The sequence below is a fragment of the Actinomadura formosensis genome (assembly GCF_050948385.1).
Classification (GTDB): domain Bacteria; phylum Actinomycetota; class Actinomycetes; order Streptosporangiales; family Streptosporangiaceae; genus Spirillospora; species Spirillospora formosensis.
Genome location: NZ_CP192011.1, coordinates 285,953 through 301,928 on the forward strand (window position 1 = coordinate 285,953; position 15,976 = coordinate 301,928).

12 protein-coding genes are annotated in these 15,976 nt (G+C 73.1%); 7 read left to right on the forward strand and 5 right to left on the reverse strand.

Annotated elements, in window-relative coordinates; genetic code table 11:
• Positions 1-438 precede the first annotated feature (438 nt).
• From ACQP1N_RS01375 to ACQP1N_RS01405, 7 genes are read left to right on the forward strand one after another with little or no spacing between them, the layout of a single operon-like run.
• On the forward strand, positions 439-1,506 hold the full coding sequence (locus ACQP1N_RS01375; RefSeq protein ID WP_433228642.1) for a hypothetical protein: 1,068 nt from the start codon (positions 439-441) through the stop codon (positions 1,504-1,506).
• 2 nt (positions 1,507-1,508) lie between these two features.
• On the forward strand, positions 1,509-2,822 hold the full coding sequence (locus ACQP1N_RS01380) for a hypothetical protein (protein WP_067795312.1): 1,314 nt from the start codon (positions 1,509-1,511) through the stop codon (positions 2,820-2,822).
• Positions 2,819-5,392: a hypothetical protein gene (locus ACQP1N_RS01385; protein WP_433228643.1), complete on the forward strand. Its 2,574-nt coding sequence runs from the start codon at positions 2,819-2,821 to the stop codon at positions 5,390-5,392. Before ACQP1N_RS01380 ends, ACQP1N_RS01385 begins: the two co-directional genes overlap by 4 nt.
• Positions 5,392-6,549 carry a hypothetical protein gene (locus ACQP1N_RS01390; RefSeq protein ID WP_433228645.1) on the forward strand — a complete coding sequence of 386 codons (1,158 nt, stop codon included), beginning with the start codon at positions 5,392-5,394 and terminating at the stop codon, positions 6,547-6,549. Before ACQP1N_RS01385 ends, ACQP1N_RS01390 begins: the two co-directional genes overlap by 1 nt.
• Positions 6,546-7,118, forward strand: a complete 573-nt coding sequence (locus ACQP1N_RS01395) for a hypothetical protein (protein WP_433228647.1) — start codon at positions 6,546-6,548, stop codon at positions 7,116-7,118. The genes ACQP1N_RS01390 and ACQP1N_RS01395 overlap by 4 nt, the downstream gene beginning before the upstream one ends.
• Before the next feature lie 21 nt (positions 7,119-7,139).
• On the forward strand, positions 7,140-8,294 hold the full coding sequence (locus ACQP1N_RS01400) for a hypothetical protein (protein WP_433228648.1): 1,155 nt from the start codon (positions 7,140-7,142) through the stop codon (positions 8,292-8,294).
• On the forward strand, positions 8,291-9,406 hold the full coding sequence (locus ACQP1N_RS01405; RefSeq protein WP_433228649.1) for a TRAFAC clade GTPase domain-containing protein: 1,116 nt from the start codon (positions 8,291-8,293) through the stop codon (positions 9,404-9,406). Before ACQP1N_RS01400 ends, ACQP1N_RS01405 begins: the two co-directional genes overlap by 4 nt.
• A gap of 24 nt (positions 9,407-9,430) precedes the next feature.
• On the opposite strand, the gene ACQP1N_RS01410 is transcribed toward ACQP1N_RS01405, so the two are convergent.
• The 5 genes from ACQP1N_RS01410 to ACQP1N_RS01430 form a co-directional block, all read right to left on the reverse strand.
• Positions 9,431-11,017 carry a protein kinase domain-containing protein gene (locus ACQP1N_RS01410; RefSeq protein ID WP_067795292.1) on the reverse strand — a complete coding sequence of 529 codons (1,587 nt, stop codon included), beginning with the start codon at positions 11,015-11,017 and terminating at the stop codon, positions 9,431-9,433.
• Between the two features lie 116 nt (positions 11,018-11,133).
• Positions 11,134-12,279 carry an aspartate aminotransferase family protein gene (locus tag ACQP1N_RS01415; protein ID WP_433228651.1) on the reverse strand — a complete coding sequence of 382 codons (1,146 nt, stop codon included), beginning with the start codon at positions 12,277-12,279 and terminating at the stop codon, positions 11,134-11,136.
• A gap of 98 nt (positions 12,280-12,377) precedes the next feature.
• Entirely contained in the window at positions 12,378-13,394 is a 1,017-nt protein-coding gene (locus ACQP1N_RS01420; RefSeq protein WP_165488291.1) for a phosphotransferase, read from the reverse strand.
• Between the two features lie 140 nt (positions 13,395-13,534).
• Positions 13,535-15,169 carry an amidohydrolase gene (locus tag ACQP1N_RS01425; protein WP_433228653.1) on the reverse strand — a complete coding sequence of 545 codons (1,635 nt, stop codon included), beginning with the start codon at positions 15,167-15,169 and terminating at the stop codon, positions 13,535-13,537.
• The gene (locus ACQP1N_RS01430; protein WP_067795279.1) at positions 15,166-15,966 is read right to left on the reverse strand and encodes a cyclase family protein; all 801 of its coding nucleotides are present in this window, start codon (positions 15,964-15,966) and stop codon (positions 15,166-15,168) included. Before ACQP1N_RS01430 ends, ACQP1N_RS01425 begins: the two co-directional genes overlap by 4 nt.
• Between the last annotated feature and the right edge of the window lie 10 nt (positions 15,967-15,976).

Below are 15,976 nucleotides of genomic sequence, written 5' to 3' on the forward strand. Positions count from 1 at the left end.
TCCGCAACCTGGTCAGCGGGATCGATCTGAGTCATCCGACACAACTTGCCCGCACCGGGGCGCCGAGGATGTACGGGGTGCGGTGGTCGAAGGGGCGCGCCGTTCCGGTTCGAACGTCCAGGGGGTGAGTCCCGGCTTGTAGCGATTGGCGGGTTCTTCTGTATCCGGGTTTTCCCCGATAAGCATGACTTGTCCGTATCCGGCCAATTGGGGGCGGGGGGCGGGTAATAAGGCATGACCACCCGGTCTGATTCGGTAAAGGGGGATGTCGGTTTCCGGGACGGCTTTGGAACGGTCCAGATGGTCTCCGGCCGGGGTCGGGAACCCCTGGCGGCGAGGGGCGATACAACGATTGCCGTGCTCAACTTGAGCTACTTGCTCCTAATGCCGTAAATATGAGCGCAGGGTCACAATCAAATCGGACGTTCGGGGGCGCCGGTGGAAGAAAAGTTCGTCCTGCAGAAGTCCTTGGGGCATTCCGGCCGGGTCGAGCTCACCTTCGTCGACGGTGACCTCCGGCACGAGGACGCTCTCTTCGCCCACCGCTACGGCCAGGCCGGCGGCCGCGACTGCCTGCTGAAGACCGCCGTGTCGCCCACCGGCACGAAGGTGCTGCGGCGGGAGGCCGACGCCTACGGCCGGATCAGCGGGCAGCACCCCGCGTTCGGCAGGCTGCTGGGCTTCCAGACCGCGCAGGATCCGGTCTGCCTCATGGTCACCCGGCGCGGCATACCGATCTCCAGGTGCGATCCCGCGCTCCGGTTCGACGCGGCCGAGCTCGGCAGGGCGGCGCGCGACCTGTTCGGCGCGCTGGCCGTGCTCGCGGACCTCGGCTTCGCGCACCGGGCCGTCTCGGCGGACAGCGTGTTCTGGGACGGCGTCCGCATCGAACTCCAGGAGTTCGGCCACGTGGAGCCGCTCGGCCCGGTCGAGGCGCTGCACGGGTCCGCGCTGGGCTCGCCCACCGGGCTGCCCCCCGGCGACGCCCCCGACGTGCTGGCCGCCGCGCGGCTGCTGCACCGCCTGGCCACCGGACGCGCCGGCGGCGGCACGCCCGCGGCCATGACCCAGGAACTCGCGCGGGTCGATGCCGGCCTGGCGGAGGCTCTCGAACCGGCGCTGCACGCCCGGCCCGGTCACGCTCCGGCCCCGAAGGAGATGGCGGACCGGCTCTGGCGGACCAGCCCGAAGCCTGCGCCGCCACCCGCTGAGGCGACCGCGCCGCCACCCGCGAAGGCGACCGCCGTGGCGCCTTCCGTCCCGGCCGAGCAGCCGGCCGGAGACCACCCCCACCGCATGGAGTTCCGCGAGCTGCGCCGGCAGCAGCGGGAGTTCCGGCGGCGCGGGCGGGTCGTGCCCGAGCCGGTGCGGCCCCAGCGGACCGGCGCGTCCCACCATGGGCCGCAGCCGGAGCCGGCCCCGCCGAGTGGCGGCGGTTCAACGTTGTGGCTTCTCTTCGGCGTGCTCGCCGTGGTCATCGTCGTTCTCGTCCTGGTGGTGAGGTAACCGTGAGCGATCTCGAAGCACCGCGTCCGAAGATGCCGCCCAAGCGCGACGAGGCGCCCTACGTGATGCCGCCGATCGGGTCGGGGGACGCACTGGCCGACACCCCCGTCACGGTGCCCCCGCCGCCCGAGCAGCCGGCCGAACCGCCTCCGCCGCCGTCCCCCGGAGCGGGCCCGGCGGTGCCCGAGGACGACGACCCCCCGGCGGCCGAAACGGCGTCCTCGCACCGGCCCCGCAAGCCGGGCCCGCCCGATGACCCACCCGGCCGCACGATGGTGTGCCCGTACTGCCTCAGCGAGTTCGACTGGGACACCGCCCCCCTGGTGAACCGGGATGAGGACGGAGACGAGATCGCGTTGCGGCGCGAGCCCGGCGAGAGCGAGGTCCGCTGGCGCAACCGGACCATGCACGCCTGGCGGGTCTGCGAGAACACCGCGGAGGACCACTTCATCCCGGCCTCCCTCGGTGGCCTGACGACGCTGATCGTCGGCATGGTGGGGAAGGCCGGCTCGGGCAAGTCCCATCTCCTGTGGGCGATGACGGAGGAACTCGGCCAGTCCGCGCTGAAGATCTCCCACCGGCTGGACGTGCTCCCGCTCGACCCGCGCCTGCAGCAGGAGTTGTTCGCCCGGCACCAGCTCGGCCTCCTGAACGACCGCAAGGTGCCGCCGCCCACCCGGTTCTTCAACGAGAAGGTGGAGTTCACCTGCGCGTACCGGATCACCAGCGGGCACAGCGGGGAGAGCTACGCACTCCTGATCTTCGATGTGCCCGGTGAGATCTTCACCCGCGGCGACACCGCCGTGTCCACCCCCTTCATGGCCATCGCGGACGCGCTGATCTTCGTGGCGGACGGGTGGGGCCTCGATGTCAGGCACGGCCGGCGGACCGACGACCCGGGGTTCACCGCGGTGCTGTCCCACCTCGCGCACGTCCACCCCGGGCGCGGCCGGGAGTTCCTGCCGATCCCCGCCGCCATGGTGGTCGCCAAGTCGGACACGCTGCGCGTGTTCAAGGAGGTCGACCAGTGGCTCGGCCGCAGGGACGACCTCGAACTGCACACGGTCGAGCGGGAGTCCGAGGACGCCTACGCCTTCCTCAAGTCGCGCGGGGCGGAGTCGTGGCTCGTCCCCGTCCAGAAGTGCGCGGACTCCACGCTCCACTTCGCCTCGGCCACCGGCGTCGAGGCGCAGGACGGCGAGTACCCGGAGAAGTCGTTCCGCCGCCAGCGGGTGCTCCGCCCGCTGCTGTCCCTGCTCGCGATGAAGGGCGTGCTCCCACGGGAGAGCCTCGGCCCCGGACCGGAGGACTCATGACGACCGGATCCCCGAACCGGGTCGGCCGCGTCGACCAGATCGTCTTCGCCTGGTCGGACCGGCTGCTCATCGGCGGCAGCGGCCTCGGCCCCGTCGCCACCTCGCTGGACCCGGACGGCCTGCGGCGGTGGAACGACCGCCTGGTCGGCGGCGACGTGGCCGTCGGGCAGTGGCACCACGGCGCGGCCGAGTGCGTCGCGCTGGGCGCGCTGCGGCTGGGCCGGCGCGGCGATCACGGCGCCGTGCTGCGGCTGCTGCCGGCCCGGGACGCCAACGGCCGGATCTCCCAGCTGGTCCACGCGCTCGTCGGCCCCGCCGCCGCGGTGGACGCGTGGCTGGCGCTCGGCCTGCACCGCTGGCCGGGCTGGGTCACGCCCGAGCGGATCCCCGGCCTGCCGGGGTCCCTGCCCGACCTGGACGCCGGTGAGCTCTGGAAGCCGGCCGCCGCGGACCTGGAGGCGCTGCCGGTGCGGCCCGAGCCGCTGGCGGGGCTGCTGGCCGGTGTGCTCTGCGCGCCCGCCGACCGCTACCTGGCCGACATCGCGCCGGAGGACCTCGACCTGGTCGCCGGGCTGGTGCGCCGGCTGGACGGGGCGGCCGGCGACGCACCGTGGACGATGATGCTGGGCGCGAAGGTCACCCGGCAGGAGCTGCAACCCCGCCTGCTGGTGCTGGACACCGACGACGCCCGGCGCGGGCGGGTCCCGCTGACCACCGCGGCGAGCGGCGACCCCCGGTTCAGTCGGGCCGCGGCGCTGCTCGCCGCCCTGCCGGCCGCCTCGCTGACCCCGCCGCAGCGCCCGCCGCGCACCCCCGCCGCGCTGCTGGACTGGGTGGAGGCCGAGCACCAGCGGGCGACCAAGGTGCTGGACCTCATCGACCGCGCGCTCGACGGGACGCTGGACGACGACGCGCGCCGGCATCTCGACGGGCCGTCCGGGCAGGAACGGATGCGGGCCGAGCTGCGGCACGCCGGCGTGGCCGAACTCGCCGGGCGGCTGGACCGCTGGGCCGCCGGCCCGCCGCCCGGCCTGGGCAACGCCGGCCGGACGCTGCGCGGCATCGCGGCGGAACGGTACCTGGCCGAGGCCGGCGAGTCGCGGGACGCGCCCGAGCACCTGGCGGACGCGGCGCGGCGGCTGGGCATCACGGCCACCGAGGCGTCCCGCGTCCTCGCGAACTGGTTCGGCGGGCTGGCGGAGGTCACCCCGACGCACCGGTACGCGGCGGTGTACTTCGCGCTCTGGTTCGAGGTCGAGCTGACGGCCGACCCCACCATCGGCGAGGTGCTGCGCGGTATGCCGCCGGACGATGTCCTCCGCTGGGCCGCGCAGCTGGCGGCGGACGGCCAGAGCCGCGCGGCCCGGCACTTCATGCACGCCGCCCATGACCGGTGGCGCGTCTCCCGGGACCGCGCGGGGGACGAGAAGGTCCGCGCGCTGCTGCTGGAGACCAGGACGTTCCACGAGACGATCCACCGGCTGGTCACCGCCGGCGACGCGACCACCGAGGAGGAGACCGAGCTTTACCGGATCGTCCTGCACCTGGCCTACGGCACCCCCATCGACGACCTGGGGCCGGTGCTGAGCGCGTTGCCGGTGGACGCGGCGGCGACCGAGTTCCGGCCCTGGCCGGCGGTCGCCGCCGTGGTGGGGCGGCGCGACCTCGTCTTCCAGGTGGCGGCGCACGCCTACAGCAGGAACGCGCCGCAGGTGATCCTGGAGGAGCTGCTCCAGAGGTTCGGCAGTGCCGATCTGATCACGGGACTGGCCGGGCCGCCCGGCAGGCCCGGGTATCCGGGTCTGCTCGTGGCCGTCTGCGCCCTCCTCAACGACCGCCGGCACAGTATCGACGAGCGGCCCCTCAACCGCAAGGCGCTGCTGGCGAACCGCTTCCTGGCCGAGCTGGTCGAGTCGGCCTGGCAGAGCACGCCCGAGCATCGCTTCGACGCCTACGAGCTCTTCATCCGCATCGCCTACCGGACGGGTGACCGGGGGGCGGGGGCCGGGGCGGGGCTGAGCGTCGCCGAGGTGCGGGAACTGCTCGCGCTGGACGGCCCGCCGCTGCTGGTGGCGGCCGTCCTGGACATGGCCGGCGAGGAGGCGGTGCTGCCCGTCCTGCTCGACGGGGCACGCCGCCGGGCGAGGGAACTCGGGCTCCCGGACGTCCTGGCCGACCGGATCACCCGCGGCCCGCACCACGGCGTCGAGGTCGAGTACGTCACGATCCCGAACCCGGCGCCCTCGACGTCCCACCGCGAACCGGAGCACGCGTCCTTCCGCGACGGCACCCGCCCGGAGGAGCACCGCGTCCCAGAACGCGACGACCCGTTCCTGGACGACGTGGAGGAATCCCCGCCGGCCGATCGGAACGCGCTGCTCACGCTCCTGGCGGGCCGCAACCTGTTCATCGGCGGGGGGATCACCGCCCTCGCGCTGGCCCTCCTCCTCTCCTTCCTGATCTTCGGCGGCGGGCCGGACGACGACCCGCCGCCCAAGGTGGCCCCGACCGTGACCGTGACCACGACCGTCACCCCCTCCAAGACACCGGCGACAGGACAGAACCCCTGATGGCATCTTCACCGGCCCCGGTCGTCACCGGTCCCCCGTCCGCCCCGGATCTGCTGACCTCCGACGACCGGCTGCTCCGTATCAGCGAACGGTTCGGCGGGTACGCCGCCGAGGCGCTGAAACGCGCATCCGGGACGGACGCGACCGGCCCGCTGCTGCTCCGGCGGCTGGCCGACGACCTCCACCCGGCGAGCGGCAAGCGCCTGGCGGGCGTCGACCTCGTGACCGCCTACCCGGCCGAGGCGCTGCTGCCCGAGCCCGCGCCGTCCCGCCTCCTCGAACTCCTGCTGTTCTGGGCCCGGCTGCTGCGCGACGTGCTCGTCTTCGTGCCGATCCTGGTCACCTGGCTGAAGCTGCACGAAGCGCTCGGCGCCTACGGCAAGGCGGGCAGCGAGTCCTCGTTCCTGCTCGGCTGGCAGGCCGGTTCGTTCCGGCCCGACCACATCGCCCGGGGCGTCCAGGACTTCGATCCGCTGTCGAAGACCGCCTGGTGGGTGGTGCTCCTCGTCGCGGCCGTGATCCTGTTCGCCATCGCGGTGAACGCGTGCGAGAACCGGCTGGACCGGCCCCGCTACGAGGCCGAGCACGCGCAGATCACCCAGGACCTGGCGCTGGCGTCGCACCTGCTCACCGAGGCGCCGGGCGACCAGGTGTCCTACCGGGACCTCCGTGCGCTGATCCAGCGGATGGAGGCCAGCATCGGCGGGCTCATCGGCCGGCTGGCGGGCACCGCCGAGGAGATCCGCGCCGCGCTGGACACCGGCACCGGCAGGCGCATCGAGGAGGCCATCCAGGTCTGGATCGACAAGTCGGAGGCGCTGGAGCGGGCGCTCGCCTCGATGCAGGCGCCCGCCGAGACGCTGGAGGCGTTCCGGGCGTTGCAGGACGACATCGCCGCCGGGCAGCGCGAGCTGCGCGGCGAACTGAACACCCTGGTCTCGCAGGTCAGGCAGGCGACGCTCGCCAGCACCGACCACGCCGACACCGTCCGGCGCTACCAGGAGGCCGACCAGGAGCTGATCAGCGGCGCGGTGGTCCGGCTCGTCGCGGGAACCGACCGGCTGAGCACGGCGCTCGAACATCTGGAGGCGCTCGTCGCCGAGTCCCGCGAGTTCGTCGCCTACGCGCGCGGCACCGGCGGAGGTGCGCCGCGGTGAGCCGGCGCGCGTCCCGGCGTTCGCGGCGGGCCTCCCGGTTCGGCGCGGCCCATCTGGCCGGCTGGCTGTTCGCCGACCTGATGCTCGTGCTGTTCCTGGTCGCCATGGCCGTGCAGCCCCGCGCCCAGCTCACCACCGGCACCCCCGACGACGACCAGCCGACGCCGACCGGGCCGCGCGTGCTCGGCCAGGACTTCTGCGAGTTCATGATCCCGGTCCGGGCCGACGGCCTGATCGGCGGCAGCGGCGACGCCCGCGCCGACCTGCTGGCCAAGGTGGACCAGGCGCTGCACCGCAGGCATCCGTCCTGGCTGCACGGGCCCGAGATGCGGGACGCCGAGGGGCGTGCCAAGTGCGAGGAGCAGCTCAGGCAGAACCTTCAGGTCGGTTTCTACCTCGTCTACGGCGCCAGGGACGACACCGGCAGCGGTGTCGTCCTCGGCCGGAAGGCGGCCGCGGCCATCAAGTCCGGCAATGCCCGCTTCCGGGAGGCCATCTACCGGGCGGCCTGGACCGGCGGCGACGGCAACGGCTCGGTCCAGCTCATCGTCTTCTTCTACCAGAACTGATCGACACGGGGATGTGACGGGGTGACCACCGAGATCACGCGGCTGCTGACGGGCACCGGCGCCGCCGGCGAGCGGATCGAGTTCACGCTGACCCTGGACGGCGGCGAAGCCAGGGGCAGCCGGTTCACCGGTCATTACGGCACCGTGCGCAGCGCCGCCTGCCCGGAGGTCGACTGCCTCTACAAGGTCGCCCGCGGCGCCTTGGGGAGACGCGCGCTCGAGAACGAGGTCGCCGTGTTCAGCGTCCTGGGCTGGACGGGCGGCAACGACGGCCGGTTCCCCGAACTGCTCGGCCACGACCTCGACCCGGACGAGGGCGACGCCGTGCTGGTGCACACCCGCCGGGGGCGGATGCTGGCCCGCAGGGCTTCGACGACGGTGCCCGCCATGGAGCAGCTCTGGCAGCCGGCGTACGACCTGCTTTCCGCGCTCAAGGTGCTGGCGGACCACAAGTACGTGCACGGCGCCATCTCGTCCACCACGGTGTTCTGGGACGGCGAAGGGCTCCAGATCGCCGACCTGAGCACGGCGACCACCCAGACGAGCGGCGACGACGGTTTCCTCCGGGACGTGCGGAACGCGGCCGGGCTGCTCTACTGGTTCGCCACCGGCGAGGACTCGTCGTTCGGATACCGGAGCGGAGGCGTCTCCCCCGAACAGGAGTTCCGCCATCTGACCGCGCATCGCCCCGACCTCGCCACGGTGCTGCGGCCCGTGTACGAGGGGGCGTCCCCCACTGCCGAGGAACTGCTGGCCCGCATGGCGGCCTGGCCGCGTCCCGTCCACCGTCCCGCGGCGACGGCCGAGGACGTCTGGGGGAAGAAGGACGGTGAGCACGCGGGGGAGGAGACCGAGAAGACGCACGAGATCGGCGCCGGCCCGCCCCCGCCCCCGCCGCCCCCGCGGCCGGACGACCGTGAGGACAGCCAGTTCAGGAAGTACCTCGGGGAGAGGATGAAGAGCATGCACGGCCAGCCCGACCGGCCGGCGGGCACGGAGCCGCTGTCCGGCCCGGCGGTGCCCCGCCGCCCGGAACCCGGCACCCTGCCGTCTCTGCCGTCCCTTCCGGCGGACTTCCCGTTCCGCGTCGGCGCCAACGGGACACGCCGTCCGCACCCGCTCGTCTGGGCCGCGATCATCCTGGTCGCCCTGATTCTCCTGGTGGTGTTCGCATGACCGCCCCGTTCACCGGCTACCCGGCGCGGGACCTCACGATCTGCCCGTACTGCCTGAACCAGCTCGACTGGTCCGACTACGGTGAGCTGCCGCTGGTGAAGGAGACGCCGGAGGGTCCCGACGTCCTCACCCGCGGGCCGGACGAGCCGGAAACGCGGTGGCGGCACCGGACGCTCGGCGCCATGCGGCAGTGCCGGGGCAACGGCGAGCCGCACCTGCTGCCGGCCGACTACGGCGACCTGGAGCCGCTCGTCATCGGCCTGGTCGGCGACACCGCGACCGGCAAGACGCACCTGCTCACCGCGATGATCGCCCAACTCGAACGGCGCCGGTCCCTGATCGCGCGGGAGCTGCGGATCGAGCCGCTCGACGGGCGTTTGCGGCAGCGTTTCTACGACGAGCGCGTCCGCCCGTTCCTGGAACGCCACGAGGTCCTCGGGGGCACCCGGCCGGGACAGCCCGAGTTCGCCTACGCGCTCCGGGTGGCCAGCAGGCAGACGGGCCGCACCCACGCGGTCGGCTTCTTCGACGTCCCCGGAGAGCACTACCGGAGGTACAGCTACGAGGACACGCCGTTCATGAGCGTGGCCGACGCGGTCATCTACGTCGCGGACGGCAGCGCGCTCAGGTCCGGCGGCGGCTGGAACTCCTGGGTCCCCGACCCCGGCTTCACGCACGCGATCACCCAGTTGCGGCAGACCCGGGCCGACGGCGCCGGCCGGCTTCCCCCCGCCGTCATCGTCGTCACGAAGTCCGACGTGCTGGACGGCCTCGACGATGACGACACCGTCACGCGCTGGCTCGGGCGCAAGGACGAGAGCGATCTCGACGACCTGCGCAGCATGCTGAGGGAGAGCGTGGACGCCGGCGCCTTCCTGCGCCGGCACGGCGCGGAACTGTGGCTGGATCCCCTGGAGTCCGGCTCCCAGGTCACCATCCACTTCGCCTCCGCCTCCGGCGTCTCGAAGCCGGTGCAGGACGCGACGGTGTTCCCGGACGAGGGGTTCGGGCCGAAGCGGGTGCTGCGCCCGCTGCTGTCGCTGTTCAGCATGACCGGGCTGCTGCCGAGGATCGACATGGACGAGCCGGACGAGCCGCCGCAGTTCTACTGAGGTCTCCCCCGTCCCGGCCGGGGCCTACCGGAGGGCGACGGCGCGCCGGGCGTGGCCGGCGAGCAGCAGTGTCAAGACGAGGTCGGCCCGTCCCTCCACACCGCCCGGATCGGCCGTATCGGCGGTCCGCCGGAGGCCGGGCCACCAGGACACGTCGGCGGGCACCCCCGCGGCCAGCGCGCGCGCCCGCACCGCTGCCTCGGGCCACAGCGTCATCTCGGTCGCCCACGCCCACAGCATCGTCCATTCGCGCTCGGACGGCAGTTCGGCCGGAGCCGCCCCCCGGTAGCTTCGGATGACCCGGTCGTGCAGCCAGCCGAGCTTCGCCTCCACGCGCTCCACGATCTCGGGCACCTCCGCGCGGACCCGGTCGAGCACGGCGCACCGCTCCCGGCAGCCCTGATGGGCACAGCGATGCGCGGCCGCGTAGTCCAGCGCCCCGTCCTCCAGCGCCCTGCGCAGCAGCCGCTTCTCCGTCTCCCCGCGCTGCGCGAGCCCGAGCAGCCCCTGCGCGTCGATCGGGTGCCCCCGGTACCGCGGCGTCACATCGGGCAGGACCCGCGCCGTCAGCCTGCCGAGCGCCCGTGCCGCCCGGCCCGGTGTCAGGCCGCGCAGGTACCGCACCTCGTCGGCGCCGGCGCCCAGCTCGACCAGCCAGTCGGCGACCCGGCCGCCGTTCGCGGCCAGCCAGCCGACCCCCGTCCCCCAGTTCAGTTCCAGGTCGTCGACGAGATGCTCGATCCTGCGGTAGGTCCGGCCGTTGAAGCGCACCGGGCGGTTCTCCTCGGCCGCCCACGCGGCCACCTGGTCATAGCCCCAGCGCCGCCGCGGCTCGACGACGAGCAGCCCCTCGATCAGCCGCCGCCAGTCCGGATCACCGATGCCGGTCAGCGCGGGCCGCCGCCCCGCGCGCAGCATCTCCTTCACCTCGCCGGCGGTCATCCCCGCGTAAGGCGTCCGGTGCAGGAGCAGCTCGTAGGCGATGATCCCGAGCGCCCACCAGGCGGCCGGTGCGCCCCGCCGGCCGTGCACGGTCTCGGGGGAGGCGTAGGAGAGGGTGGTCGACACGCGTTCCTCCGCCGCCCTGTTCCGGACGTCCCGCGCGGTGCCCCCGAAGTCGCCGATCAGCAGCTCGTAGGGGTCCCGGGAGCGCACCAGGACGTTCGCCGGCTTCACGTCGGTGTGCGTCAGCCCGAGGTCGCCGAGCCAGAAGTTCAGGCATTCCGCGAGTTCGGCGATGATCCGGCGGAGTTCGGCGTCCCCGGCGGGCGGCGCGCTCCCGTGGATCACGTCGTGCAGTGAGCCGTGCGGGCAGTACTCCTGCGCCATCCACCCGACGGTCACGCCCCGCATGACCGTGTCGCCGTAGTCGTGGATCCGCGGGACGTGCCTGGCGAAACCCCGCAGCGACAGCAGCCGCAGCTGGTCGAATTGCGCCCGGGACGCCTTGCTGACCTTGATCACCACTTCGGTGGCGCCGGGGCACCAGCCGCCGGCCGGCCGCGCCAGGAACACGACCACCTCGCCGCCGACCTCCAGCAGCCGGACCCGGTCGACCCGCCCCAGCAGGGAGGCCGGGAAGTCATCGACCCCCCACGGCTCCGACTCCACCGATCAGCCCCTCCCGCCCGTGCCCGCGATCCTATGGGCCGTCCGCTTCCGTTATCAGTATGTTGCGGTGCACCGGGCGATCATCTGTGCAAAAATTCACGCCCGGCGTCGCGACGTCACGGTGTGGTGAGGTCCGCCAAGGTCGCGTCCAGGGCGTCGGTGAGCAGTTCCAGTTCCGGCGGCGCGATGACGAGCGGGGGGCGGACCTTGATGACGTTGTCCGCGGGGCCGCATCGTCCGACCAGGACGCCGCGGGCGAGCAGTCCCTCCAGGGCCGCGGTCGTCAGGGCCGCGGAACTGGCGGCGCCGTCGCGCAGCTCGATCCCGTAGTAGAGCCCTGTGCCCCGGACGGCGGAGACCACCGCAGGATGGCGGCCCGCCAGGCGGGCGAGAGCCGACCCGAGATGCGCGCCCTCGGTGCGGGCATGCCCGACCAGGTTCCGATCCTCGATCTCGTCCAGCACGGCCAGCCCCACCGCCGCGGAGACGGTGTTCCCGCCGAACGTGTTGAAATAGCGGGTCCGCCGCCCGAAGCGGTCCGCGATGTCGGTCCGGGCGACCAGCCCGCCGATCGGGTGCCCGTTCCCCATCGGCTTGCCGAGGGTCACGATGTCCGGAACGGCTCCGTGGTGCTGGAAGCCCCACATCCGTCCCAGCCGCCCGAAGCCCGCCTGTACCTCGTCGGCGACGTAGAGACCGCCGGCGGCGCGGACGGCCTCGGCCGCGGCGGCGAGCGCGCCTTCGGCGTCGGTGATGACTCCGTCGGACGCCATCACCGAGTCCACCAGGAGCGTGGCCGGCCCGTGACCCGCCGCATGCAGGTCCGCCGCCGCGGCGGCGACGGCGGCGGCGAATGCTTCCGCCGGCTCGTCCCCGAGGGGCGGGGCGACCGTCCGGACGTGCGGCGCGACCGGCCCCAGCGAGGGCGACGCCTGCGCCGCCGCCGCCGTGACGCCGTGGTAGGCGTTGGAGGTCACGATCACCCCGGTGCCGCCGTGCCACGCGTTCGCCATCCGCAGGGCGAGATCGTTCGCCTCGCTGCCACTGCACGTGAAGACGGCGCTGCCGAGGCCGGGCGGCATGTCCGCGGTCACACGCTCGGCGTAGCGGACCACGCCTTCGTGCAGGTAGCGGGTATGGGTGTTCAGGACGGCGGCCTGACGGCACAGGGCTGCCAGCACCCGCGGGTTGGCGTGCCCCACCGATGGGACGTTGTTGTAGGCGTCGAGGAGAGCGCGGCCGTCGTCCGTCGTCAACCACACGCCCTCACCCCGCACTATGTGGAGCGGTTCCCGGTAGAACGTGCGGTAGGACGGGGCGAGGACCCGGCCGCGGCGGTCCAGTAGGTCTCGGTGGGTGTTCAGGACAGGCTCCTTGTGAAATAGGCCGCCGCCTCATCGCACCCGACGGTGGACAGCCGCAGTAGCGCGGAGCGGGCGGCGGGCACGTTCCGTAGCAGGTAGGCGGCGTTGCTCGGGTCCTGCTCGGCCCGCCACGCCGCGATCGCGAGCACGCTCAGCAGCCGCGCGGCCATGAGATCGCGCAGCAACGCGATTTCGCCCCCGTTCAAGGCCGAATGGCGGTGGTATCCGCGCACCAGGTCCGCGGGGCCGGCGAGCGGATGCCCGTCGGCCGCGATGCGGTAGCCGGCCGCGATCGCGACGTCCTGGACGCGCGGCGCCATGACGAGGTCACCGAAGTCGATGATCCCGCTGACGCGGTCGCCGTCGAGGAGCAGGTTGTTCGGGTTGAAGTCGTTGTGCAGTGCCTGACGCGGCAGTTCGTGCAGGATCGGCAGTGCGTGCGCCGTCAGGTGCTCCAGCTCCCCGGCGTGCTCGTCCGGGACGTGGGGCGGCATCGAAGCGCGGACCAGCCGTTGGACGGCGGCGAACTCCAGGAGATTCCACGGGCTCGGCGGCGCCGCGGTGGCATCGAAGCCCGACAGGCCCTCGTGCAGGAGGGCCAGCGTACGGCCGATCGCCGTTCGCTGGGCGGCGCCGACCCGCTCGGCCGACGCCGTGCGTCCCGGCAGGAAGCTGCACATCTGGACCCGCCGCTCGGCAACCCCGTCCGGCGTGACCTGGGACCAGGCCGCCGACAGCCGCGCGGGCCCGAGCGGCAGCCGCGGACGCGGCACCGGAAGCCGCGGGGCGTGCTCGGCGAGATGCTGGAGGGCTGCGACCTGCGTGTCCACGCCGGCGGTGTCGCGGGGGTGCGCGACCTTCAGGACCCACTCCCCGTCATCCGAGGTCACGATGTGGAAGTTCTGGGCGCGTTCACCGGCCAGGCGGCGCACCGTTCCCCTGACGCCGAACAGCGTGCCGGCGAGGTCGCGGGCGGTGCCGATCCCCACCTCGGGCGCTGGGGAGTCGAGCAACGAGTTGAGGATTTCCACAGGGCATCTCTCTGTAGCGGGGGGATTCAAGGCAGGGGCGACCGTCAGATGCCGGGCGGGCTTCGCCCGGGGGAGAAGAGGGCGGGGATCATTCGGGGGCTGATCAGATCCCCGCGTCGGCCTCACTCGATCGGATGGCCCGTCCCCATGGCGTCGTACTTCAGTTCGCCGTTCACGAAGGTGGCCGCGACCGTGATGGCGCCGACCCGGTCGGGATCGGCCGTGACGGGGTCGTCGTCGAGCACCGCGATGTCGGCGCGGTAGCCGGGCTGGAGCAGGCCCACCTCTCCTTCCATGCGGCATGCGAACGCGGGGTTCCAGGTGGCGACCTTGAGGGCCGAGAGCGGGTCGATCCGCTCCTCCTCGCCGAAGGGCGCTCCCGAGGCGGTGCGGCGTACCAGCATCCGGTGAAGGGCCCGCAACGGTGCGCCCTCGGCGATGGGACGGTCCGAGCTGTTCGCGACGGGGACGCCGCGGTCGAGGAGGGAACGCAGCCGGTAGCACCACCGCGCCCGGTCGGGTCCGAGGTTCGCCTCGGCGACGTCCCCGAGCGCCTCGACGAAGAAGTTCTGCATGACCGGGACCACGCCGAGCGCGGCCATCCGGGTCACCTGGTCGGGGCGGACCACGGAGCAGTGCTCGATCCGGAACCGCGGATCATCGTCGAGGCGGTGCCCCAGGCACTCCTGGTAGGCGGCGAGCACGACGTCGATGGCCCGGTCGCCGATGGCGTGGGTGGCGATCTGCCAGCCGCTGCGATGCGCCGCCACGATGCGGTCTCGCAGCGTCTCGGGCTCCGCCTGCAGCAGGCCGGTCTGCCCGGGGTGGTGGCAGAAGTCCTCGGTGACCGCCGCCGTCCGCGTGCTCAGCGCACCGTCCGCGAAGATCTTCACCGGCCCCCACCGCAGCAGGGGGTCGGTGAAATAGTGGGGCAGGTGGTCCGGCAGCCGCAGTTCACCGTGCGGTCCGCTCGGTTCGAGTACCTCGTAGCTCGGCATGAGGACGGTGCGCACCCGGAGCATCCCCCGGGCGAGCGCGTCCTCGTAGGCCAGCGCCTCGTCCGGGCTGAGCCCGATCCAGCCGCCGCCGACGCCCGCCTCCTGGCAGGAGGTCACGCCCTGGGACAGGTAGTGGGTGTGCGCCGCGTCGATCGCCTGGACGAGTTCCTCGTGCGAGACCGGGACGATGAGGTCGTTGACGAACGCCTGGGCGGTCTCCACGAGCAGTCCCGTGGGCACCCCGTCGGCGTCGAGGTCGACGGTGCCGCCGTCGACACGGGTGGAGCGGTCGACGCCGGCGCGGGCCAGCAGCCGCGAGTTCGCGACGCCCATGTGCTCGGTGCGGTGTTTCAGCCAGACGAGATGGCCCGGGGCGACACGGTCGAGCGGTCCGCGCGACGGGTGCCGGTCGCCGAGCGCCGTGTGGTCGTAGCTGTGCGCGATCAGCCAGGAGCCGGCCGGCAGTTCGGCGGCCCGGCGCGCGACGCGCTCGTAGACCTCGTCGAGGGAGGTGGCGTCGGAGAGGTCGACCTGGCGGAGCCCCATCCCGAACCGCCCGGTGTGGACGTGGCCGTCGTGGAAACCCGGGATGACGGTGCGCCCGCCGAGGGACATTCTGCGGCGGGCCGTCATGGCACGCGCGGCGTCGCCGGCGGCGACCACCCAGCCCGCCTTGACGGCTATGGCGTTCGCGGGAGCCGCGAGGCCCGTGCCGTGGACGACGGCGTCATCGAGGACGAGATCGGCGTCGGCGGTCACGGCTTCTCCCCGGCGACGATCGCCACGGGACGGACCGGCGATCCGGAGGCCCCCCGGATGCGCAGCGGAAGGCAGAGGAAGAGGAACGTCGTGACGCCGCGAAGGCCGCCGAGGTCCATGTTCTCCAGCAGGTGGACTCCGCGGCCCGCGAGGAGTTCCTGGTGGACGGGCAGGGCGGTGCCGCCCGCCGGATGGTGCTCCACGACGGCCGTCTCCCCGCCGACGACGCTCGCGCCGAGGTCGGCCAGCCATCGGGCGGCGGCGACGTCGATACCGGGCGTCCCGGTGGTGCCTCCCATGTAGGCGGCGGGGTCCGTCCAGTGCGCCGCCCAGCCGGTCCGGACGAGAACGCAGTCCCCGGTCGTGATCTCCACTCCCGCGGCCCCGGCGACGTCCTCCAGGTCCTGCCGGGTCACGGCCTCCGCGGGATCGACGATGTCGGCTCCGCGGTGGCCGGCGACGTCCAGGAGGACGCCGCGCCGCACGAAGGCGGGCGCCTGTTCGATGCCGTGCGCGCCGAGCCCGTCGATGCCCCGCTGCGCGTCCGCGGCGGGTACGCCGCCGAAGACGGCGCCGTGGGTGGCGACGTGCCCGATCGCGTCCAGGTGCGTGCCGGAGTGCCCCGACATCAGGAGCAGCTCGTTGCATCCCCAGTAACCGTCGTCGAGCTCGAAGTCGCCGAGCCGGTAGTAGGGCACCAGGTTGAACTCGGGGTGCGAAACGTGGTTCGGCATCCCCCGCGCCATTTCGTGGGACAGCTCGATGACCGTCCCGAGCGCGTTCGTATCGATCAGCATTCGTTCTCCC